21 protein-coding genes are annotated in these 21,036 nt (G+C 65.1%); 18 read left to right on the top strand and 3 right to left on the bottom strand.

Translation table 11 applies throughout. The features are described from left to right. The first annotated feature begins 31 nt into the window (after positions 1 to 31). The 4 genes from JGU72_RS11505 to aroB all read left to right on the top strand — a co-directional run bounded on the left by JGU72_RS11505 (position 32) and on the right by aroB (position 3,426). Entirely contained in the window at positions 32 to 463 is a 432-nt protein-coding gene (locus JGU72_RS11505) for a prepilin peptidase (RefSeq protein ID WP_199684041.1), read from the top strand. An 82-nt stretch (positions 464 to 545) separates the two neighbouring features. Continuing rightward, complete coding sequence (aroC, locus tag JGU72_RS11510) at positions 546 to 1,736, top strand: chorismate synthase (protein ID WP_199684042.1); 1,191 nt, start codon at positions 546 to 548, stop codon at positions 1,734 to 1,736. A 26-nt stretch (positions 1,737 to 1,762) separates the two neighbouring features. Beyond that, positions 1,763 to 2,317 carry a shikimate kinase gene (locus JGU72_RS11515; RefSeq protein ID WP_199684576.1) on the top strand — a complete coding sequence of 185 codons (555 nt, stop codon included), beginning with the start codon at positions 1,763 to 1,765 and terminating at the stop codon, positions 2,315 to 2,317. Continuing rightward, positions 2,314 to 3,426, top strand: coding sequence for a 3-dehydroquinate synthase (gene aroB, locus JGU72_RS11520; protein WP_463315438.1), 1,113 nt, complete (start codon positions 2,314 to 2,316; stop codon positions 3,424 to 3,426). Before JGU72_RS11515 ends, aroB begins: the two co-directional genes overlap by 4 nt. Before the next feature lie 15 nt (positions 3,427 to 3,441). Here the strand turns inward: aroB and JGU72_RS11525 are convergent, their stop codons facing one another. Further along, entirely contained in the window at positions 3,442 to 3,975 is a 534-nt protein-coding gene (locus tag JGU72_RS11525; protein WP_199684043.1) for a B-4DMT family transporter, read from the bottom strand. A gap of 61 nt (positions 3,976 to 4,036) precedes the next feature. Here JGU72_RS11525 and JGU72_RS11530 point away from each other — a divergent pair, with 61 nt between their 5' ends. From JGU72_RS11530 to nusB, 3 genes are read left to right on the top strand one after another with little or no spacing between them, the layout of a single operon-like run. Continuing rightward, the gene (locus JGU72_RS11530; RefSeq protein WP_199684044.1) at positions 4,037 to 5,140 is read left to right on the top strand and encodes a M24 family metallopeptidase; all 1,104 of its coding nucleotides are present in this window, start codon (positions 4,037 to 4,039) and stop codon (positions 5,138 to 5,140) included. Positions 5,141 to 5,176: 36 nt separating this feature from the next. Then, on the top strand, positions 5,177 to 5,740 hold the full coding sequence (gene efp / locus JGU72_RS11535) for an elongation factor P (RefSeq protein ID WP_199684045.1): 564 nt from the start codon (positions 5,177 to 5,179) through the stop codon (positions 5,738 to 5,740). Continuing rightward, positions 5,741 to 6,238: a transcription antitermination factor NusB gene (nusB, locus tag JGU72_RS11540; protein ID WP_199684046.1), complete on the top strand. Its 498-nt coding sequence runs from the start codon at positions 5,741 to 5,743 to the stop codon at positions 6,236 to 6,238. Here nusB and JGU72_RS11545 read toward each other — a convergent pair whose 3' ends face one another. Beyond that, a complete protein-coding gene (locus JGU72_RS11545) occupies positions 6,239 to 8,308 on the bottom strand; it encodes a serine/threonine-protein kinase (protein ID WP_199684047.1) in 2,070 nt (689 codons plus the stop codon). A gap of 156 nt (positions 8,309 to 8,464) precedes the next feature. Here JGU72_RS11545 and pyrR point away from each other — a divergent pair, with 156 nt between their 5' ends. Genes pyrR through pyrF form a run of 7 tightly spaced genes read left to right on the top strand, consistent with a single transcriptional unit; the run spans position 8,465 to position 17,169 of the window. Further along, positions 8,465 to 9,109: a bifunctional pyr operon transcriptional regulator/uracil phosphoribosyltransferase PyrR gene (pyrR, locus tag JGU72_RS11550; protein WP_199684048.1), complete on the top strand. Its 645-nt coding sequence runs from the start codon at positions 8,465 to 8,467 to the stop codon at positions 9,107 to 9,109. Continuing rightward, positions 9,106 to 10,047 (top strand): aspartate carbamoyltransferase catalytic subunit, encoded by a 942-nt coding sequence (locus tag JGU72_RS11555; protein ID WP_199684049.1) that lies wholly within the window; start codon positions 9,106 to 9,108, stop codon positions 10,045 to 10,047. The genes pyrR and JGU72_RS11555 overlap by 4 nt, the downstream gene beginning before the upstream one ends. Next, positions 10,044 to 11,345 carry a dihydroorotase gene (locus tag JGU72_RS11560; RefSeq protein ID WP_199684050.1) on the top strand — a complete coding sequence of 434 codons (1,302 nt, stop codon included), beginning with the start codon at positions 10,044 to 10,046 and terminating at the stop codon, positions 11,343 to 11,345. The genes JGU72_RS11555 and JGU72_RS11560 overlap by 4 nt, the downstream gene beginning before the upstream one ends. A 1-nt stretch (position 11,346) precedes the next feature. Further along, on the top strand, positions 11,347 to 11,874 hold the full coding sequence (locus tag JGU72_RS11565) for a PH-like domain-containing protein (protein WP_199684051.1): 528 nt from the start codon (positions 11,347 to 11,349) through the stop codon (positions 11,872 to 11,874). Continuing rightward, positions 11,871 to 13,007, top strand: coding sequence for a glutamine-hydrolyzing carbamoyl-phosphate synthase small subunit (carA, locus tag JGU72_RS11570; RefSeq protein WP_199684052.1), 1,137 nt, complete (start codon positions 11,871 to 11,873; stop codon positions 13,005 to 13,007). The genes JGU72_RS11565 and carA overlap by 4 nt, the downstream gene beginning before the upstream one ends. A gap of 2 nt (positions 13,008 to 13,009) precedes the next feature. Next, entirely contained in the window at positions 13,010 to 16,342 is a 3,333-nt protein-coding gene (gene carB / locus JGU72_RS11575; RefSeq protein WP_199684053.1) for a carbamoyl-phosphate synthase large subunit, read from the top strand. Beyond that, the gene (gene pyrF, locus JGU72_RS11580) at positions 16,339 to 17,169 is read left to right on the top strand and encodes an orotidine-5'-phosphate decarboxylase (RefSeq protein ID WP_307828391.1); all 831 of its coding nucleotides are present in this window, start codon (positions 16,339 to 16,341) and stop codon (positions 17,167 to 17,169) included. Before carB ends, pyrF begins: the two co-directional genes overlap by 4 nt. On the opposite strand, the gene JGU72_RS11585 is transcribed toward pyrF, so the two are convergent. Next, on the bottom strand, positions 17,166 to 18,044 hold the full coding sequence (locus JGU72_RS11585; protein ID WP_233531883.1) for a TIGR03564 family F420-dependent LLM class oxidoreductase: 879 nt from the start codon (positions 18,042 to 18,044) through the stop codon (positions 17,166 to 17,168). The genes pyrF and JGU72_RS11585 overlap by 4 nt on opposite strands. A 327-nt stretch (positions 18,045 to 18,371) precedes the next feature. Here JGU72_RS11585 and mihF point away from each other — a divergent pair, with 327 nt between their 5' ends. From mihF to coaBC, 4 genes are read left to right on the top strand one after another with little or no spacing between them, the layout of a single operon-like run. Beyond that, on the top strand, positions 18,372 to 18,692 hold the full coding sequence (gene mihF, locus JGU72_RS11590; protein WP_199684055.1) for an integration host factor, actinobacterial type: 321 nt from the start codon (positions 18,372 to 18,374) through the stop codon (positions 18,690 to 18,692). Positions 18,693 to 18,741: 49 nt separating this feature from the next. Then, on the top strand, positions 18,742 to 19,323 hold the full coding sequence (gene gmk, locus JGU72_RS11595; protein ID WP_199684056.1) for a guanylate kinase: 582 nt from the start codon (positions 18,742 to 18,744) through the stop codon (positions 19,321 to 19,323). Positions 19,324 to 19,380: 57 nt separating this feature from the next. After that, complete coding sequence (rpoZ, locus tag JGU72_RS11600) at positions 19,381 to 19,680, top strand: DNA-directed RNA polymerase subunit omega (protein WP_199684057.1); 300 nt, start codon at positions 19,381 to 19,383, stop codon at positions 19,678 to 19,680. Between the two features lie 21 nt (positions 19,681 to 19,701). Beyond that, entirely contained in the window at positions 19,702 to 20,946 is a 1,245-nt protein-coding gene (gene coaBC / locus JGU72_RS11605; RefSeq protein ID WP_199684058.1) for a bifunctional phosphopantothenoylcysteine decarboxylase/phosphopantothenate--cysteine ligase CoaBC, read from the top strand. Positions 20,947 to 21,036 lie beyond the last annotated feature (90 nt).

Below are 21,036 nucleotides of genomic sequence, written 5' to 3' on the forward strand. Positions count from 1 at the left end.
TTTCGAGACGCGGATCGGTCAGGCTCGACGTATGTCCTGGCTCGCGATGGCGTTGTTCACTCTCTGGTGCGGTCTGTTGGTCTACTTCGACGTGACGCGGCTGAAGCTGCCGAACGTGCTCACCCTCAGCGGTGCGGCGCTGGTCTGCGGCTTCGGATTCGCGGACGGCCGCGGAACCGTTGTCGTGATCGGCGGAGTACTGCTCGCTGCGATATACCTTCTCGTCCACCTTGCTGCGCCGACCGCGATGGGTGCGGGCGACGTCAAACTCGCGCTGAGCTTGGGCGGCGTAGCTGCGTTGGGCGGTCCGGACGTGTGGCTGTGGGCGGCAATCCTGGCACCGCTCGGAACCGCGACCGCCGGTGTCGTGCTTCTCGCGCGAAACCGCAGGGTCGGTCGTACGGTTGTGCCGCACGGGCCGTTCATGTGCGGGGCGACGTTGCTCGCGTTGGTGGTGTCATGAGTGAGGTGGTGGCATGGGTGAACAGACACGGTCGAAAGCCCGTATGTCCGTACGGTAACGCCTACATGCGAGGATATACGTCGTGCTGCGCTGGATAACCGCTGGAGAATCGCACGGCCCCGCCCTCGTCGCGTTGATCGACGGGATGGTCGCCGGGGTCGAAGTGACGTCGACCGATATAGCCGAACAGCTCGCCCGTCGGCGGCTGGGCTATGGCCGCGGCGCTCGAATGAAGTTCGAGGCCGACCAGGTCACGATCCTCGGTGGCGTGCGCCATGGCAAGACGATGGGTGGTCCGATCGCTATCCAGGTCGGCAATACCGAATGGCCGAAGTGGAAGACGGTGATGGCAGCCGATCCCGTCGACGAGGCGGAACTCGCTGACCTTGCGCGAAACGCACCGCTCACTCGGCCGCGCCCGGGACACGCAGATTACTCGGGGATGTTGAAGTACGGCTTCGACGACGCGCGACCCGTCCTCGAACGGGCCAGTGCCCGCGAGACAGCCGCGCGCGTCGCCTGTGGCACCGTTGCCCGCGCCTTTCTGCGGCAGGCGTTCGGCGTCGAAGTGCTCTCGCACGTCGTGTCGATCGGTAGGGCAGGATCGCCGGACGGTCTCGCGCCCCAGCCCGGCGACCTCGCTGCGATCGATGCGAGTCCGGTTCGTGCGTTCGACAAGGGTGCCGAGGCAGCCATGATCGCGGAGATCGAAGCAGCGAAGAAGGACGGCGACACGCTCGGCGGGGTCGTCGAAGTTGTCGTCGCTGGGTTGCCGGTTGGGCTCGGATCGTTCACCAGCGGTGAGAATCGGCTCGATTCGAAGCTCGCCGCCGCACTGATGGGTATTCAGGCGATCAAGGGCGTCGAGGTCGGCGACGGCTTCGAGACCGCACGCCGGCGCGGTAGCGAGGCACATGACGAGATGCGCCCGGGTCCGGACGGCGTCGTGCGGTCCACCAACCGCGCCGGTGGCCTCGAAGGCGGTATGACGAACGGTGCGCCGCTGCGTGTGCGTGCGGCGATGAAGCCGATTTCGACTGTGCCGCGGGCTCTTTCGACCGTCGACATGGCCACCGGCGAAGAAGCGGTCGCAATCCATCAGCGGTCGGACGTGTGCGCCGTGCCGGCCGCCGGAGTCGTGGCCGAGACGATGGTCGCGCTCGTTGTCGCGCAAGCTGCGCTGGATAAATTCGGTGGCGACTCGATCGCGGAAACCGTCTCGAACATCAAGTCGTACATCAGCACGACCTCGGCACGCCTCCCACCGCGTTGATTCCCCAACCCCGGCGCCTACGCCGTCTGTCGCCGACACCACGGGCAGTGCTGGTCGGTCCGCCGGGTGCCGGAAAGTCGACAATCGGCCGCCGCGTCGCGAACGCGCTCGGCGTCGACCTGTTCGACACGGATGCTGCGATCGAGCGCGAAACCGGCCGCACTATCGCGGACATCTTCGCCAACGACGGTGAGGTGGAGTTCCGCAGGATCGAAGAGCAGATTGTGCGCCGCGCGATCCTGGAGCAGCAGGGCATCGTGTCGCTGGGCGGCGGCGCGATACTCTCGCGCCCCACTCGGCAACTGTTGCGCGACCGGACGGTGATCTACCTGGAAATCAGTGTGGCGGAGGGGCTTCGGCGTACCGGCGGCAACAAGGCCCGGCCACTGCTCGCCGGACCGGACCCAGGTGCGAAATATCGCGAGTTGATGCGTCGCCGTCGACCGTTGTACAGGCAGGTCAGCACGATCCGGATTCGCACCGATGGCCGCAGCCCCGGCCGGGTCGTCAAGCAGATCTTGGCCAAGCTCGGTGCGAATCCCGAGCAGACGAACGCGAGCACAGAATCGGAGCAACAGTGACATCGGAACCCGTACGCGTGGAAGTCCGCACCGCGAATCCCTACCCGGTCATCATCGGGCGCGGCCTGCTCGGCGACCTCGTCGACACGCTCGACGGCACTCGCACAGTGGCGATCTTCCATCAGCCGCCGCTTGCCGTGACGGCTGAGACGGTGCGAAGTGCGTTGGCGGACAAGGGAATCGATGCTCATCGAATCGAGATACCGGACGCTGAAGCAGGCAAGGACCTGCCCGTCGTCGGCTTCTGCTGGGATGTACTCGGACGGATCGGACTGACGCGAAGCGACGCGATCGTCAGCCTGGGCGGGGGAGCGGCGACAGACGTCGCGGGTTTCGTGGCGGCAACCTGGATGCGCGGCGTGAAGATCGTGCACGTCCCGACGACGCTGCTGGCCATGGTCGACGCCGCTGTCGGCGGCAAGACCGGGATCAACACCGATGCTGGCAAGAACCTCGTCGGCTCCTTTCACGAGCCGGCGGCGGTCATGGTCGACCTGGCGACCCTCGAGACGGTGCCGCGCAACGAGATCATCGCGGGAATGGCCGAGATCATCAAAGCCGGTTTCATCGCCGATCCCGTGATTCTGGAGTTGATCGAACGTGATCCGCAGGCCGCTCTGGACCCAACTGGCGATGTCCTGCCGGAACTGATCCGTCGCTCGATCGAGGTGAAGGCGAAAGTCGTTGCCGCCGACCTACGTGAGTCGAACTTGCGCGAGATCTTGAACTACGGGCATACGCTCGGCCACGCTATCGAGCGCCGGGAAAAATACCGGTGGCGGCACGGCGCGGCGGTATCCGTCGGATTGGTCTTTGCCGCTGAACTCGGCCGCCTGGCAGGCCGTCTCGACGATGCGACCGCCGATCGGCACAAGGCCGTTCTCGAAAGCGTCGGTTTGCCGACCACCTACGACGCCGACGCGCTCAGCCACCTCATCGAGGGCATGCAGACGGACAAGAAGAGCCGCGCGGGGATTCTGCGCTTCGTCGTGCTCGACGGCTTGGCCAAGCCCGGCAGGCTGGAGGGTCCGGACCCGTCCTTGCTGGCGGCCGCGTACTCGGCCGTCGCGCGCGACGAGACTCCGCGCGGTGGGGCGGTTCTGCTCTAGTTCGTTTCGTGCGGCCTATTTATCGAGGCGCACGTTGCCCTGACGGGCGTGGCTGCCGTATTCGACGGGTTCGTCGTCGCGAACGGATCCGGCAGCAACAGGGGTCCGATTCGACTCCTGCTTTGCTTGCTGCCTCGACGTCAGGAACCTGGCGATGCCGATACCGATCATGGCGGACACGAATATCAGCAGAACCGTCCACGCCGCGCCGGACGTGAGCTCGAAAATGAGGTCCTGACCACCGAGATCGAAGTTGGGCAGTTTGCCGATCGCCCAGCTGAACACGCCGGCAACCAGGCCACCGACGAGTGCGGCCTTGAGCCACACCATCGTCAGGTCCTCGCCGTCGTCTGGGTCGGGGTTCTGCTGACGGTCGGTGCGCCCATCGACGAATCCCCATGCCACCGCGATGAGCACGACAACCGTGAGCAAGCTCCACCGCAGCATCGTGCCGTGCAACGGCCACTGCGCAATCAGGAAGCCGAGAACCGTCCTGATAACCACATGTGCAAGTGCCAAAGCCAGACCACGAACCAGCCAACTGTTCATCGATCCAGACTAGCCATCCAGGACGCTGCTGTGTTCGAAGTCTGGGCGGTAGGTTTGATCCATGTCTGCAGATCATCGGGCCCGGCGCCAGGCGCTGCGCCGACTTTTGATCGAGCACAGCAGCGAGGCGATGATCGTCACCGATCTGATCAATATCCGGTATCTGACCGGCTTCACCGGATCGAACGCGGCATTACTCGTCCACGTCGGAGATTCTTCGGCGCACGAGGACCGAACCGTCATCTGCACGGATGGGCGATATCTAGCCCAGGTGGCCAAGCAAGTGCCCGATCTCCGGTCCGAGATAGCGCGGGCCAGCGGCCGCCGACTACTCGAACTCGCGCATGAAACCGGGCTCGGCCGGATCGGGTTCGAAAGCCACGTCGTCACCGTGGACGATCATCGGGCCTGGCTGGACCTCACGCCGGCATTGAAGCTGCATCGAATGCCGGGACTGGTCGAGCAACTACGCCAGATCAAGGACGACCACGAAATCGAACTGTTGCGCGCCGCATGCGCCGCAGCGGATTCGGCACTGGCGGCATTGATCGAAACGGGCGGTCTGCGGCGTGGACGAACCGAGCGCGAAGTCGGACGAGAGCTCGAGTCGCTGATGTTCGACCACGGCGCCGAGGGCGTGTCCTTCGAAACAATCGTTGCGACGGGAGCAAATTCGGCGATCCCGCATCATCGGCCGACTTCGGCCGAACTGGCGACCGGCGACTTCGTCAAGCTCGATTTCGGCGCGCTCGTCGGCGGCTACCACTCGGACATGACTCGGACCTTCGTCCTGGGTGCCGCGACGGCCTGGCACAAGGAGGTCTACGACCTTGTCGCGCGTGCGCAGGCGGCAGGTCGAGCAGCCCTGCTACCCGGAACGCCGGTTGCCGACGTGGATGCCGCGGCCCGGACCGTCATCGAGGAAGCGGGCCATGGTGCGCTGTTCCTGCACGGTCTCGGGCACGGCGTTGGACTGCAAATCCACGAAGCGCCGGGAATCGGCAAAGCCGGCACCGGTACACTTGCCTGCGGCGAAGCAGTGACCGTCGAACCAGGTGTGTACTTCTCCGGTCGCGGAGGCGTTCGGATCGAGGACACTCTCGTGGTCCGCGACGCGGGTCCGGAACTGCTCACGCTCACCAGCAAAGACCTGACCGTGCTCTGAAACGCGGTCTCATTACGAAAGAGGAGAACGAGTCGAGTGGCGGATACCAGCGATTTCAAGAACGGGCTCGTGCTGAAGATCGACGGGCACCTGCAGCAGATCACCGAGTTCCAGCACGTGAAGCCGGGCAAGGGTCCTGCCTTCGTGCGCACCAAGCTCAAGAACGTGCTGTCGGGCAAGGTCGTCGACAAGACCTTCAACGCGGGCGTCAAGGTCGAGACCGCCACGGTCGACCGGCGTGACATGACCTACCTGTACCACGACGGCTCCGACTACATCTTCATGGACGGCGATACCTACGATCAGATCTCCATCGAGGAGGCCACCATCGGTGACGGTGCGCGGTTCCTGTTGGAGAACATGACCGTTCAGGTCGCCACCCATGAAGGTGCGCCCCTGTACGTGGAGTTGCCGGTCACGGTCGAGCTCGTTGTCAAGCACACCGACCCGGGCCTGCAGGGCGACCGCTCGACCGGTGGCACCAAGCCGGCGACGCTGGAAACCGACGCAGAGGTCCAGGTTCCGCTGTTCATCAACACCGGCGACAAGCTGAAGATCGACTCGCGTGACGGCAGCTACCTGGGTCGCGTGAACAGCTAGGTGGCTGGTTCTCCCGCTCCGAAGAGGCTCGGCGCTCGCCACAAGGCCCGCCGCCGCGCCGTCGATCTGCTGTTCGAGGCCGAAGCGCGCGATATCGATCCGGTCGACATGGCCCTCGAACGGGTCGAGTTGGCGGTCGCCGACCAGACGGTCGCGCCGGTGAACCCGTACACGATGCTCGTGCTGCGTGGAGTCGCGGCCGACCTCGACCGGCTCGACGGAACGATCGAGTCGTATTTGCAGGACTGGACCCTCGAGCGGCTCCCGGCCGTGGATCGTGCGATCCTGCGCATCGCTGTCTGGGAGTTGTTCCACGCCGACGACGTGCCGCCGGTCGTGGCAGTCGACGAGGCGGTAGAGCTGGCCAAAGAGCTGTCGACCGACGATTCGCCGTCGTTCATCAACGGCGTACTCGGCCAGGTCGTGCTCGTGGCTCCGCAGGTCCGGGCGGCGGCCGCAGCCACGCTGAGTACCGAACCCCCGAGCGCAACCTCCTGATCAAGGCGCCGGTGCCAGCACGGCGATCGTCCCGCTGTACTCGTTGTCGACGTAGAGGCGATGCCCGGCGACGTCGACAGCCATTTCGGCGGGGCCCTCGCCACCTGACGGCACCGTTGTAGTCACGGCGTTGGTAGCGGTGTCGATGACGGTGATTGTGCCGTCTTTCAGGTTGGTTACGTACAACGTGTGAATTTGTGGGTCGATCGCCAATCCGAGCGGAGAGTTTCCGGCCGGGATCGTCGCGACGACAGAATCTGAGGTCGGATCGATCACGGAGACCGAGTTCGTCGTTTCGTGGGTCGCGTACAGGAGTTGCGTCGTGGGGTCGACGATCAGGCGTGACGGGTCGTCACCGAGCTGAATCGTCGTGGTCACCGTCGTGCTCTCGGTGTCGATGACCGAGATTGTGCCGTCGTGTGAATTGGCAACGAACACATCTCCCCGGTCCGGGTCGACAACGACGCTCCACGGAAAATAGCCGACCGGGATGCTCGCCCGAACGGTGCCGGTATCCGTTCCGTACACCGTCACCGAGTTGTTGTCAGGATTGGTGGCGTAGAGCGAATCGGTGGCTGGATCGAGGGCCACGCGGGCCGTCGTTTTCCCGACATTCAGCGTGTCGACGACTTCGCGGCTAGCGGTGTCGACGACCGAAATGGTTCCGTCACCGATGTTGGCTGTGTAGAGGCGATTGTTGTCCATGTCGAGCGCCAGGCCGACCGGCGTTTTGCCGACCGGGATGGTCGCTGTCACCGACCGAATCACAGTGTCGATGACGGAGACGGTGTCCTGATCGGAGTTGGCGGAGAACACGCTGTTGGTGCCGGGTTCGATCGCGATGGCAACGGGTGTTCTCGGGACTTGAATGGTGGCAACAACATCGACGGCGGGGCCGCCGGCACTGGGTTGGCCGGGCGAGCCTGCGTCCTCGCCTGATTCGTTTGAGTCCCCGCCCGAGACGGCCCACCATGCGACCGCGATGGCGAGCAGGAGCACCGTCGCGAATGCACCTGCGATGAGGCCTTTTCGACGTCGCGCCGGCAGCGCTGTGCTGTTCGGTAACGCTGTGCTGTGCAGGGGCGGGGCGTACTGCGGGGGCGGGGAGTAGCTGCGAATGGGCGCCGAACTCGGCGCCATCTCGGTGGCAGCGACACCCAGCGTCGGGTTCGGTCGTCGAGTCCGAGTTTCCCGAAGATCTACGGTCGGCTCTTCCGCCGGTGGGGGAGTCGGCCGTGGGAGCCTCGGGCCCGGTAGGGAGGTCAGCGCGCGGAACGCAGCGGCAGCGAGTGCGCCGGCCGACTGGAATCTGTCGTCGGGATTCTTCGCCATTCCGCGGGCGACGACGTCGTCGAACGCCGCCGGGACGCCCTGCCTGAGTCGGCTGGGCCGTGGCGGTGGCGTGTTCAAATGGCCTGCAACCTGCTGCTCGAGGCTGTGACCTGCGTACGGCCGCGAAGCGGTCAGGCACTCGTGCAGGACGCAAGCAAGCGCGTAGACGTCGGAGCGGGCATCAGCGTGACCGCTGGTAAAGCGCTCGGGCGCCATGTACGTCACCGTGCCGATGGCGATTCCGGTGCTGGTCAAGCTGGTGTCTGTTGCGGCACGGGCGATACCGAAATCGATGAGGTACGCGAAGTTCTTCTTGGTGACGAGGATGTTCGACGGCTTGACGTCGCGATGTACCAGGCGTTCACCGTGGGCGGCGTCCAGCGCGGAGGCAATCTGGTCGATGATCGATACCGCGAATCGTGGCGGCATCGGACCACGTCGGCGCAGCAGCGAACCTACGTCTGCGCCTTCGATTAGGCGCATGTCGAGAAACAGCCGGCCGTCGATCTCCCCGAAATCGTGGATCGGCACGACATGCGGGTCCCGAAGGCCGGCAGCGGCGTGAGCTTCCCGACGAAATCGCTCCCGAAACTCGATGTCATCGGCAGACTTCGCGGGCAGCACCTTCAGAGCGACGATTCGCTCGGTAACGGTGTCGTAGGCCTCGTACACCTGGCCCATGCCGCCTTCACCGATCATTTCCCGAAGGCGGTACCGGCCGAACGGGACTTCCTCCACACAGGCTCCTCGTCTCGTCTTTGTCGGTGAGCCTAGGCGGCGGAGGTGGCGACGTGTGTCCGGATGCATAGTCGGGGGTCCCGCGCTGTTAGGCTTAGGTCAGATAAGACATCCTTTAACGATCCGTCCAGAGAGGCGGAGAAGGAGGTCGGAGGTATGCGTATGCCCGAGAAGGGCCTATCCGAGCACGCCGGGGCCGTTGATTCCAACAAGCGGCACAGCCCCGAATGGGCGGCATCGTCGCGCGAGCTGCTTTCTGCAGCCGACGTCTCGCGAACGATCGCTCGAATCGCGCACCAGATCATCGAGAAGACTGCGCTGGATGCGGACGAAGCTGGTGCGCCGCGTGTTGTTCTTATCGGAATCCCGACTCGGGGAACATCTCTCGCGTCTCGCCTTGCGGACAAGATTCAGGAGTTCTCCGGCGTCCGACCCGGCCTGGGCTCTCTCGACATCACTCTGTACCGCGACGACCTGCGGAAGAAACCGCACCGCCCGCTCGAGCGGACCTCGGTCCCCGAAGGCGGAATCGAGGATGCGCTTGTCGTGCTGGTCGACGACGTTCTCTTTTCCGGTCGCACGGTCCGGTCTGCACTCGACGCTCTGCGCGACCTCGGTCGGGCTCGGGCAGTTCAGCTCGCGGTCCTGGTCGATCGCGGGCATCGCGAGTTGCCGCTGCGCGCGGATTATGTCGGTAAGAATGTGCCGACTGCCCGCACCGAAGATGTATCTGTGCTGCTCAATGAGCACGACGGCCGGGATGCAGTGCTGATCCATGCCGCCAAGGGAGACGGCGCGTGAAGCATCTCCTCTCGGTCTCCGATCTCACGAGGGAGAGCGCGACGTCGTTGCTGGATGATGCCGAACGGTTCGAACAGGCATTGCTCGGTCGCGAGGTTCGTAAGCTTCCGACGCTGCGTGGCCGCACGGTGATGACGGTCTTCTACGAAAACTCCACGCGAACGAGGGTGTCGTTCGAGGTCGCCGGCAAATGGATGTCGGCCGATGTCATCAACGTCAGCGCCAGCAGTTCCTCGGTGTCGAAGGGCGAATCGCTGCGTGACACCGCGATGACGCTGCACGCCGCGGGTGCGGACGCGCTGATCGTGCGCCATCCGGCGTCGGGCGCAGCACACCAAATTGCCGCATGGACCGGCGCGAACGGTGACGGACCTGCGGTCATCAACGCCGGCGACGGAACGCACGAGCATCCGACCCAGGCGTTGCTCGATGCCCTGACAATCCGCCAGCGTCTCGGCGAGATCGAAGGGAAGCGGATCGTCATCGTCGGTGACATCCTGCACAGCCGCGTTGCACGGTCCAACGCCTTTCTGTTGGCCACGCTCGGTGCCGAGGTTGTGCTGGTTGCACCACGAACCCTGCTTCCGAACGGCGTCGAAACCTGGCCCGTGACGGTGTCGCATTCGATCGACGCCGAACTGCCCGGTGCCGACGCGGTGCTCCTGCTCAGGGTCCAGGCCGAGCGGATGACCGGCGGGTTCTTCCCGTCGCCGCGCGAATATTCGGTTGCGTACGGCCTGTCGGAACGTCGCCTCGGCCTGCTCGCCGACCACGCCACGGTCCTGCACCCCGGTCCGATGCTGCGGGGCATGGAAATTGCGTCCTCGGTCGCTGATTCATCGAAGACTGCCGTACTGCAACAGGTTACGAATGGAGTTCACATGCGCATGGCGGTGCTGTTCCGCCTGCTGGTCGGCACGGACGAGGCGGTCGCATGACCGGCGTCCTCATTCGAAACGCCCGACCGTACGGCGAGGATTCGCCGGTCGACGTTCGGCTCGGCGATGGTCAGATTCTCGAGATCGGTCCCGATCTCGCCGCGAACGACAGCGAAGAGGTCATCGAGGCCGACGGGCAGGTGCTGTTGCCCGGCTTCGTGGACCTTCACACCCATCTGCGTGAGCCCGGCCGGGAAGACACCGAGACGATCGATTCCGGTTCGGCCGCAGCCGCACTCGGCGGGTACACGGCGGTCTTTGCCATGGCGAACACCAATCCGGTCGCGGATTCGGTCGTCGTCACCGACTACGTCTGGCGGCGCGGGCAGGAAGTCGGACTCGTCGACGTCCACCCCGTCGGTGCGGTGACGGTCGGACTGGCCGGCAAGCAACTCGCCGAAATGGGAACGATGGCAGCAGGCATTGCCGGCGTCCGTATGTTCTCCGACGACGGACACTGCGTCGACGACCCGCTGCTGATGCGCCGCGCGCTCGAATACGCGAGTTCGCTCGGTGTGCTCATCGCGCAGCATGCCGAGGAACCTCGACTCACCGTCGGTGCTGTCGCACACGAGGGTCCGAACGCGGCCCGACTCGGGCTGTCCGGCTGGCCGCGCGCCGCTGAGGAGTCCATCGTCGCGCGCGACGCGATCCTGGCGCGCGACGCCGGATCCCGTGTCCATATCTGCCATGCCTCCACCGCGGGCACCGTAGAACTTCTGATATGGGCTAAATCGCAAGGTATCTCGATCACCGCCGAGGTGACGCCCCACCACCTGCTGCTCGACGATTCGCGGCTGGCGACCTACGACGCGGTGAACAAGGTGAATCCACCGTTGCGTGAGGCCTCCGACGCCGCCGCGCTGCGAAAGGCATTGGCGGACGGGACGATCGACTGCGTTGCAACCGACCACGCGCCCCACGCGGAGCAAGAGAAGTGCTGCGAGTTCGCGTCGGCCCGGCCCGGCATGCTCGGTCTCGAAACGGCGCTGTCGATCGTCGTCGAAACGATGGTGAAACCCGGACTCCTGGATTGGCGCGGCGTTGCGCGCGTACTCAGCGAAAGACCCGCTGAAATCGTCGGACTCGACGATCATGGCAGGCCGGTCGCAGTCGGCGAACCGGCCAACCTCGTCCTTGTGGATCCGGACACGACCTGGACGGTCCGCGGACCCGAGCTTGCAAGCATTTCCAACAACACGCCGTACGAAGCGATGACTCTCCCCGGGACGGTCACCGCGACCTTCCTGCGCGGCCGAGTGACCGCGCGCAGCGGCAAAGTTCGAAAGAGGGTGTGACATGGTCAACGTGATTTTCGTTCTCGTCTGCATCGCGCTGTGGGCGGCGCTCATCGGGTTGATGTACCGCGGCTGGAAGAAGCGCGCCGTACGCCAGGAGTCGCTGGTCGGCGAATTGCCCGCCGCGCCTGCGGATCTGGGCGATCAGCTGACCGAACCGGCAACCGGGCTCTACGTCGGCAGCACGATTGCACCGAGCTGGCAGAACCGAATCGCATTGCACGGGCTCGGGTTTCGCGCCACCGGCGAGATCACGAGGTTCGAGCACGGCATCCTGCTGGAGCGCACGGGCTCGTCGAATGTCTGGATTCCCACGGAGTCGATCGTGGTGGTCCGGACCGAGCGTGGCCTTGCGGGCAAGGTGATGACTGCCGACGGTCTGCTGGTCATCAGGTGGACCCTGCCGACCGGCCTCGAAATAGACACCGGCTTCCGTGCCGACGACAAGACGATCTACCCGATTTGGACCGAGCTGAAGGTCGAGCCTTCCGATCGCAATCCGATCGTGCTGAACGGAGAACTCGAATGACAGCGGCTTTACTGGTCCTCGAAGACGGCCGGGTGTTCTCCGGTTCAAGCTTCGGTGCACTCGGCGAGACTCTCGGCGAGGCCGTGTTCTCGACCGGGATGACGGGCTATCAGGAAACACTCACCGATCCGAGCTATCACCGCCAGATCGTGGTCGCCACCGCGCCCCACATCGGCAACACCGGCTGGAACGACGAGGACGACGAGGGTTCGCGAATCTGGGTGGCGGGCTACGCCGTCCGCGACGTGACGCGACGGATATCCAATTGGCGGGCAACCGGTTCGTTGCAGGACGAGTTGGTCCGGCAGGGCGTCGTCGGAATCGCGGGCATCGATACTCGCGCACTCGTGCGGCACCTCAGGACCCGCGGCTCGATGCGGGCCGGGATCTTCTCCGGCGATGCGATCGCTGCGAACGACAAGCTGCTGGATCGCGTTCGCCAGCAACCTTCGATGCTGGGCGCCGACCTCGCGAGTGAAGTGTCGACGGTCGAGAGCTACACGATCGAGCCGATCGGGGACGTGCGATACACGGTCGCGGCGATCGACCTCGGTATCAAGACCAACACGCCGCGGATGTTCGCCGAACGCGGTGTTCGCGTGCACGTGCTGTCGGCGAACACCAGCATCGACGACATTCGCGAGCTGAAGCCCAACGGTGTCTTCCTGTCGAACGGTCCGGGCGACCCGGCAACCGCCGGCGGTGCGGTAGCGCTGACGAAAGCCGTTCTGGGCGACGGTATTCCGCTGTTCGGAATTTGTTTCGGCAATCAGATTCTCGGTCGCGCTCTAGGGCGTGAGACCTACAAGATGAAATTCGGGCACCGCGGCATCAACATTCCGGTCGTCGAGCACGAGACCGGGCGCATTGCGATCACAGCGCAGAACCACGGTTTCGCGCTCGAGGGCGAGGCGGGGGAGGAGTTCGACACCCCGTTCGGCCGGGCGATTGTCAGCCACACCTGCGCTAACGACGGTGTCGTCGAGGGGGTGCGGCTACTCGACGGGCGTGCCTTCTCTGTCCAGTACCACCCGGAAGCTGCGGCGGGACCCCACGACGCCGCATACCTTTTCGATCGGTTCACCACGTTGATGGAGCGGTCCGGGGCGAACGAAGCGAAGGGGAAGGTGTAGTTGTGCCAAGGCGCACAGATCTCGAACACATTCTGGTGATCGGCTCAGGTCCGATCGTCATCGGTCAGGCCTGCGAATTCGACTATTCGGGCACTCAGGCGTGCCGGGTCCTCCGGGACGAGGGCCTGCGGGTCTCACTGGTCAACTCCAACCCGGCGACGATCATGACCGATCCCGAATTCGCCGACGCCACGTACGTCGAGCCGATCACCGCCGAGTTCGTCGAGAAGGTCATCGAAAAAGAACGCCCCGACGCGATCCTCGCAACCCTCGGCGGCCAGACTGCGCTGAACTGCGCTGTCGCGCTGCATGAACGCGGCATTCTGGAGAAGTACAACGTCGAGCTGATCGGCGCAGACTTCGACGCCATCCAGCGCGGTGAGGACCGGCAGAAGTTCAAGGACATCGTCGCGAAAGTCGGTGGTGAGTCCGCCAAGTCGGCCGTCTGTTACACGATGGACGAAGTCCACGCGACGGTTGCCGAACTCGGCTACCCCGTCGTCGTGCGCCCGAGCTTCACCATGGGTGGACTCGGTTCGGGCATGGCGTACAACGAGGCCGATCTCGACCGGATCGCCGGTGGCGGGCTCGCCGCGTCGCCGACCGCGAACGTGTTGATCGAGGAATCGATCCTCGGCTGGAAAGAGTTCGAACTCGAGCTGATGCGCGACAGCCGCGACAACGTGGTCGTCGTGTGTTCGATCGAGAACGTGGACCCGATGGGCGTTCACACCGGCGACTCCGTGACGGTCGCGCCGGCACTGACATTGACCGACCGCGAATACCAGAAGATGCGCGACCTCGGTATCGCGATCCTGCGCGAGGTCGGCGTCGACACGGGCGGCTGCAACATTCAGTTCGCAATCGATCCGGCAGACGGTCGGCTCATCGTCATCGAGATGAACCCGCGCGTCTCGCGGTCCAGTGCGTTGGCCTCGAAGGCGACCGGTTTCCCGATTGCCAAGATCGCCGCGAAGCTGGCAGTCGGATACACCCTCGACGAGATCGTCAACGACATCACCAAGGAAACGCCGGCCTGTTTCGAGCCCACGCTCGACTACATCGTGGTCAAGGCACCCCGCTTCGCGTTCGAGAAGTTCCCAGGCGCAGACCCGACCCTGACAACCACGATGAAGTCCGTCGGCGAGGCGATGTCGCTGGGCCGCAACTTTTCCGAGGCGCTCGGCAAAGTCCTGCGCTCGCTGGAGACCAAGGCCACGGGCTTCTGGACCCGCGACGACGGCGAGTGGACCGACGTCGAAGCCGTTCTGGAGGATCTGCGGACACCCACCGAGGGCCGCATCTACCAGGTCGAACGAGCGCTGCGGCTTGGCGCGTCGGTCGAGGTGGTCGCAAAGGCTTCGGGTATCGATCCCTGGTTCGTCGAAGAGGTCAACGGTCTCGTCGCCCTGCGCCAGGAGCTGATGGACGCGCCGGTGCTCACCGAGGCATTGTTGCGGCGCGCCAAGCACGCCGGACTGTCGGACCGGCAGATCGCCGCGCTGCGCTCCGAACTCGCGGGCGAAGACGGCGTTCGGATCCTGCGCCATCGGCTCGGCGTCCGGCCGGTCTACAAGACCGTGGACACGTGTGCCGCCGAGTTCGAGGCCAAGACGCCGTACCACTACTCGACCTACGAGCTGGATCCGGCGGCCGAGTCCGAAATCGCGCCCCAGACCGAGCGCGGCAAGGTGATCATCCTCGGTTCGGGTCCGAACCGAATCGGGCAGGGCATCGAGTTCGACTACTCGTGTGTGCATGCTGCGCAGACGCTTTCGGAGGTCGGCTACGAGACCGTGATGGTCAACTGCAACCCCGAAACCGTCTCGACCGACTACGACACCGCGGATCGCCTGTACTTCGAACCGCTGACGTTCGAGGACGTGCTCGAGGTCTACCACGCGGAGAGCCAGTCCGGTCAGGGCGGACCCGGTGTGGTCGGCGTGATCGTGCAATTAGGCGGCCAGACTCCGCTCGGGCTTGCACAGCGGCTCGAAGACGCTGGCGTTCCGATTGTCGGCACCAGCCCGGCTGCGATCGACCTGGCCGAGGACCGCGGCGAGTTCGGCGAGGTCCTGACTGCGGCCGGCCTGCCCGCGCCCAAGTTCGGTACCGCGACAACGTTCGACCAGGCCAAGAAGATCGCGTCCAGAATCGGTTACCCGGTGCTGGTGCGCCCGTCCTACGTTCTCGGCGGCCGTGGCATGGAGATCGTCTACGACGAGGCCTCGCTGGAGGACTACATCTCCCGCGCAACGGAGATCACCCCCGAGCACCCGGTGCTGGTCGACCGTTTCCTGGAAGACGCGATCGAGATCGACGTCGACGCGCTCTGCGACGGCACCGAGGTATACCTCGGCGGCGTGATGGAGCACATCGAGGAAGCGGGCATCCATTCCGGTGACTCCGCATGCGCGCTGCCGCCGATCACCTTGGGCCGCAGCGATATCGATGCGGTGCGACGTTCCACCGAGGCGCTGGCGAAGGGGATCGGCGTCAAGGGTTTGATGAACGTGCAGTATGCCCTCAAGGACGACGTGCTCTACGTGCTCGAAGCCAATCCGCGCGCGAGCCGGACGGTTCCGTTCGTGTCGAAGGCGACCGCGGTGCCGTTGGCCAAGGCAGCGGCTCGAATCATGATGGGTGCCACGATCGCCGACCTGCGTGCAAGCGGCATGCTGCCGGCGACCGGCGACGGTGGCGAGGTCGCTGCGTCCGCACCGGTCGCGGTGAAGGAAGCGGTGCTGCCGTTCAACAGGTTCCGGCGCTCGGACGGCAGCAACGTCGATTCGCTGCTCAGCCCCGAGATGAAGTCGACCGGCGAGGTGATGGGTATCGACTCCGACTTCGGCCGGGCGTTCGCCAAGTCGCAAACGGCCGCGTACGGCTCGCTCCCGACCTCGGGTTCGGTGTTCGTCTCCATCGCGAACCGTGACAAGCGGTCGATGGTGTTCCCGGTGAAGCGCTTGGCGGACTTGGGTTTCCGCATTCTCGCAACCGAGGGCACAGCGCAGATGTTGCGCCGCAACGGGATTCCGTGTGAGAACGTCCGCAAAGTCTCGGACAACCTGCCCGAGGGAATGCCCGACATCGTCGACCAGATCAAGGGCGGCGAGGTCGACATGGTCTTCAACACACCGTTCGGCAACTCCGGCCCGCGGATCGACGGCTACGAAATCCGCAGTGCGGCAGTGATGGTCAACATTCCCTGCATCACGACGGTGCAAGGCGCTGCTGCCGCCGTGCAGGGTATAGAAGCGAGCATTCGGGGTGACATCGGCGTGCGGTCACTGCAGGAACAGCATGCGGCGCTGCGAAAGCCGCAGGTGCAGTGAGTAAGTCGTTCGGTGCCCGGCTGGCCGCGGCAATGGCGCACCGCGGACCGCTGTGCGTGGGCATCGACCCGCACCCGGAGCTCCTGCGTGCCTGGGACCTACCGGTGTCCGCGGACGGCCTCGAGGACTTCGCCGAGATCTGTGTCGAAGCGTTCGACGGCCGGATCGCGATGATCAAGCCGCAGGTCGCGTTCTTCGAAGCCTTCGGGTCGGCGGGTATCGCTGTCCTCGAGCGCACGATCAGCGTTCTGCGGGCGTCTGGGACCCTCGTGCTGGCCGACGCCAAGCGGGGAGACATCGGCTCGACGATGGCCGCCTACGCGCGGACCTGGGTCGCACCGGAATCGCCGCTATGCTCCGACGCGGTGACCGTATCGCCGTTCCTGGGCTTCGGTTCGCTCGATCCCGTGCTCGATCTTGCTCACGAGAACCACCACGGCGTGTTCGTGCTCGCGGCCACGTCCAATCCCGAGGGCCGGCAGGTTCAGCACGCGACGGGTCCAGACGGTCGCACGATCAGCCAGACGATCGTCGACGAGGTTGCCGCCCGCAACCTGGACGCCGAGCACCTGGGTTCGGTCGGCGTGGTCGTCGGCGCAACCCTCACCGCAGCGCCCAATCTGGCGCGGCTGAACGGACCGATTCTGATGCCCGGAATCGGTGCTCAGGGCGGCGGACCGGACGATGTGCGCCGACTTGTCGGTGACCAGCTCAAAGCCGTCGTGCCGTCGGTATCGCGCGAGATTTTGCGTGCAGGTCCCTCGGTCTCGGCCATGCAGGCGGCCGCAGCAGCGGCCGCGGACAGCTTCGCCTTCCTTCAGAGCTAGAGCGTCGCGACCGCGTCGAGTGTGCGTTCCCGTTCGAAGAACGGCACGACGACGAACTCGGTAACGCCGGCGTCGGCGAACGCTGCGATCCGTGCCCGAACGGTTGATTCGTCGCCGATGATCGCCACGTCGGCCGGTCCACCGGCACCTTCACGGTCGAGCATCGACCGGTACGACGGCAACTGGCCGTAGACGGCAAACGCCTTGGCTGCGATCTTGCGCGCAGTATCCGCGTCGTCGGTGACGGCAACAGGCAGGGCTGCGACCACCTGGGGCTCGGGCCGCCCCGCCGCTTCGGCAGCAGCCCGGATCGTGGGGACGACGTAGTCGCGCAACGTGTCGAGCCCGGTGACCCAGGTCGTCGTGCCTGCGGTGAGCCGACCCGCCAGGTCCAGCATCTTGGGCCCCAGCGCAGCCACCACGACCGGAACAGGCTTCGCGGGGATAGTGAGCGCCAGACGGCCGGTCAGCGTCTCACCTGCGAAATCTGCGGGTTCGTCGGCGAGCAACGGCAGCAGGATGCTCAGGTATTCACGCAAATGCCGCACTTCACCCCATTTCATGCCGAGCATGTTCTCGATCACCACGCGATGCGACAGCCCGATGCCGAGTGTGAACCGCCCGTCGGACACCTGCGAAATGGTCCGGGCCTGCGTGGCGAGCGCCATGGGGTGGCGCGGGTAGGTCGGAACGACTGCCGTGCCGAGGCCGATCCCGGGGACCTCGCGGCCCGCGATCGCCAGGACGGTCAGAGCGTCGACGGCGAAGATCTGCGGCACCCATGCTCTGGCAAAGCCGCGTTCGTGCGCGTCGCGAATCCGGCCGACCAGCGCGTCGACCGTATTTTCTTGCGCGAACATTCCGAGCTGCATCATTCGACCCTTCGGCGCGGCGCGTGCGGTGACTCGACACACCGTACCGGGAACGCCCTCTGTTCAACGGCATATATGCAGGTCGCAGCGTAATTTTGCGGCGATCTCCCGGCGTTTCGAGCGACGCAGAAAAACCAACTTTAGGTACGATAATTCGGCCCGCAACCCTGGCGTTTCATTGGCCCACCACACCGGAAATGTGGCCTGACCAGGGGGGTGGGTTCGCAACCGCCCCGTAGCGTGGGTACGGTCGCAAGCGCTGCCGGGAAACTGGCGGCGGTAGACGAACCAGACTGTGTTGGTTGACAGAATCGATGAGACGGAGGAACCGTGGCCCTTCCCCAGTTGACTGCAGAGCAGCGCGCCGCTGCTTTGGAGAAGGCGGCTGCCGCCCGTCGCGCACGGGCGGAGCTCAAGGAGCGCCTGAAGCGTGGCGGCACCGACCTGAAGCAGGTCCTCGCCGATAGCGACTCCGACGAGGTCCTTGGCAAGATGAAGGTGTCGGCATTGCTCGAGGCTCTGCCCAAGGTCGGCAAAGTCAAGGCACAAGAAATCATGACCGAGCTGGAGATCGCTCCGACGCGCCGTCTGCGTGGTCTCGGCGACCGTCAGCGCAAGGCGTTGCTTACCAAGTTCAACTTCGAATCCTGATCTCAGAGTGGTCGCAACGGATCCAGCGGCCCGGCAGGACGAAGACGACGTGAGACGGGGCCGGCTGGTCGTGTTGGTCGGCCCGTCGGCCGTCGGTAAGTCCACTGTTGTGCGCTGTGTGCGGGAACGGCTGAGCGACTTGTTGTTCAGCGTTTCGGCCACGACGCGTGCGCCCAGACCGGGCGAGGTGGACGGCCGGGACTACTACTTCGTCTCGGCAGGCGAGTTCGATCGCATGATCGAAGCGGGGGAGCTGCTCGAGTGGGCCGATATTCACGGCGGCCTGCAGCGGTCGGGGACCCCGGCTCTGCCGGTCGAAGCCGCACTCGCCGCAGGTAGGCCGGTCTTGCTAGAGGTCGATCTGAACGGCTCGCGTTCGGTGCGTGCAACGATGCCGGAGGCGTTTCAGGTCTTCATGGCACCGCCGAGCTGGGACGAACTGGTCGCGCGTTTGACGGCGCGCGGTACAGAGGGGCCCGAGGCTGTGCGGCGCAGACTCGAGACCGCAAGAGTCGAATTGGCGGCGAAAGACGAGTTCGACGCGGTGATCGTCAACGACGATGTGCAAAGGACCTGCGCGGAGTTGGTATCCTTGTTGGTTGGACGACCGCACGACTCGGTCGTTCCATAGTTCACGTTCCAATTTCTTGCGCTCCGCCGCAGCCGAACGACCCTCAGGAGTAACCGAGTGAGCAGCATTCAAGCAGCGCCCGACGACGCCAAGGCAGCGCTGCCTGCGTACGACACCCCGCTCGGCATCACGAATCCGCCGATCGACGAGTTGCTCGCCCGCACGTCGTCCAAGTACGCGCTCGTGATCTACGCGGCAAAGCGTGCGCGCCAGATCAACGATTACTACAACCAGCTCGGTGACGGCATCCTCGAGTACGTCGGCCCCCTGGTCGAGCCGGGTCTCCAGGAGAAACCGCTGTCGATCGCACTGCGCGAAATCCACGCCGACCTGCTCGAACACATCGAAGGCGAGTAGGGGTAGGGAACCGAGGCGAACATGTCCGGAAAGCGGATTGTCGTTGGCGTAGGCGGCGGCATTGCCGCCTACAAATGCTGTTCGCTCATCCGAAAGTTCACCGAGGACGGGCATCACGTCCGGGTGATTCCGACGGAGTCCGCGCTCGAGTTCATCGGGCGCGCCACCCTCGAGGCTCTCTCGGGTAACACGGTCCACACCGGCGTGTTCGAAGATGTCCCCGCGGTCCCGCACGTCCGGATCGGCCAGGAGGCGGACCTCGTCGTCATCGCCCCGGCCACGGCAGACCTGTTGGCCCGGGCCGCACAGGGGCGCGCTGACGACCTCCTCACCGCGACGCTGCTGACGGCGCGCTGTCCGGTCGTGTTCGCGCCCGCAATGCATACCGAAATGTGGGAGCACCCCGCGACTGTCGCAAATGTTGCGCTGCTTCGCGAGCGCGGCGCCACGGTCATCGAACCGGCTTCCGGCCGGCTGACCGGCCGGGATACCGGTGCCGGCCGCCTCCCCGAACCGGATGAAATTTTCGGACTCGCATCGCTGTTGCTGGAGCGGTCCGACGCATTGCCGCGCGACCTCGAGGGCCGGTCAGTCGTGGTTTCCGCAGGCGGCACGCGCGAGCCACTCGACCCCGTCCGGTTCCTCGGGAACCGCAGTTCGGGCAAGCAGGGTTACGCGATCGCTCGCCTTGCTGTGCAGCGCGGCGCGACAGTGACGCTTATTTCGGGGATCACCGCCGGTCTCGAACCGCCGGCCGCCGTCGATGTGGTCAATGTGCAGACCGCCGAGCAGATGCGCGAGGCCGTGGACAAGCACGCGACGACTGCCGATGCGGTCATCATGTCCGCTGCCGTGGCAGACTTCCGGCCCACGACGGTAGCTACGGCGAAGATCAAAAAGGGCGCCGGCGAACCGGACATCATCCCGCTGACCAAGAACGCGGACATCCTTGCGGGCCTGGTCGACGCCCGCCGCGACGGCCGTCTGAGCAAGTCGACGGCCATCGTCGGATTTGCGGCGGAGACCGGGGACGAAAACGGGGATGTCCTCACCCACGCTCGCGCAAAACTCGCCCGGAAGGGCTGTGACCTGCTCGTTGTCAATCCCGTTGGCGACGGCAAGGCTTTCGAGGTAGACAACAACGATGGCTGGCTGTTGTCGGCCGACGGCGGCGAAGTTGCCCTCGACCATGGTTCCAAGGCGTTGATGGCGAGCCGGGTGTTAGATGCTTTGACCGCGTTACTGGACCGCGGCCCGACGGCCTGAGACGTTTGCGGCCATACTGATTTCAACGGTCACCAATACGTACGTCCGTACCTGATAATGACGGGCCAGGGGTTCTAGGCCCTCCGCCGA

This window comes from Antrihabitans auranticaus (assembly GCF_016481275.1).
Classification (GTDB): domain Bacteria; phylum Actinomycetota; class Actinomycetes; order Mycobacteriales; family Mycobacteriaceae; genus Antrihabitans.

What these genes read in the sequence shown, in the direction of transcription:
- JGU72_RS11565 (WP_199684051.1), top strand. Translation starts at nt 11,347, where the DNA reads ATGGTCAACGTGATTTTCGTTCTCGTCTGCATCGCGCTGTGGGCGGCG.
- JGU72_RS11585 (WP_233531883.1), bottom strand. Translation starts at nt 18,044, where the DNA reads ATGATGCAGCTCGGAATGTTCGCGCAAGAAAATACGGTCGACGCGCTG.
- JGU72_RS11525 (WP_199684043.1), bottom strand. Translation starts at nt 3,975, where the DNA reads ATGAACAGTTGGCTGGTTCGTGGTCTGGCTTTGGCACTTGCACATGTG.
- JGU72_RS11505 (WP_199684041.1), top strand. Translation starts at nt 32, where the DNA reads ATGTCCTGGCTCGCGATGGCGTTGTTCACTCTCTGGTGCGGTCTGTTG.
- JGU72_RS11560 (WP_199684050.1), top strand. Translation starts at nt 10,044, where the DNA reads ATGACCGGCGTCCTCATTCGAAACGCCCGACCGTACGGCGAGGATTCG.
- coaBC (WP_199684058.1), top strand. Translation starts at nt 19,702, where the DNA reads ATGTCCGGAAAGCGGATTGTCGTTGGCGTAGGCGGCGGCATTGCCGCC.
- pyrR (WP_199684048.1), top strand. Translation starts at nt 8,465, where the DNA reads ATGCGTATGCCCGAGAAGGGCCTATCCGAGCACGCCGGGGCCGTTGAT.
- carA (WP_199684052.1), top strand. Translation starts at nt 11,871, where the DNA reads ATGACAGCGGCTTTACTGGTCCTCGAAGACGGCCGGGTGTTCTCCGGT.
- JGU72_RS11530 (WP_199684044.1), top strand. Translation starts at nt 4,037, where the DNA reads ATGTCTGCAGATCATCGGGCCCGGCGCCAGGCGCTGCGCCGACTTTTG.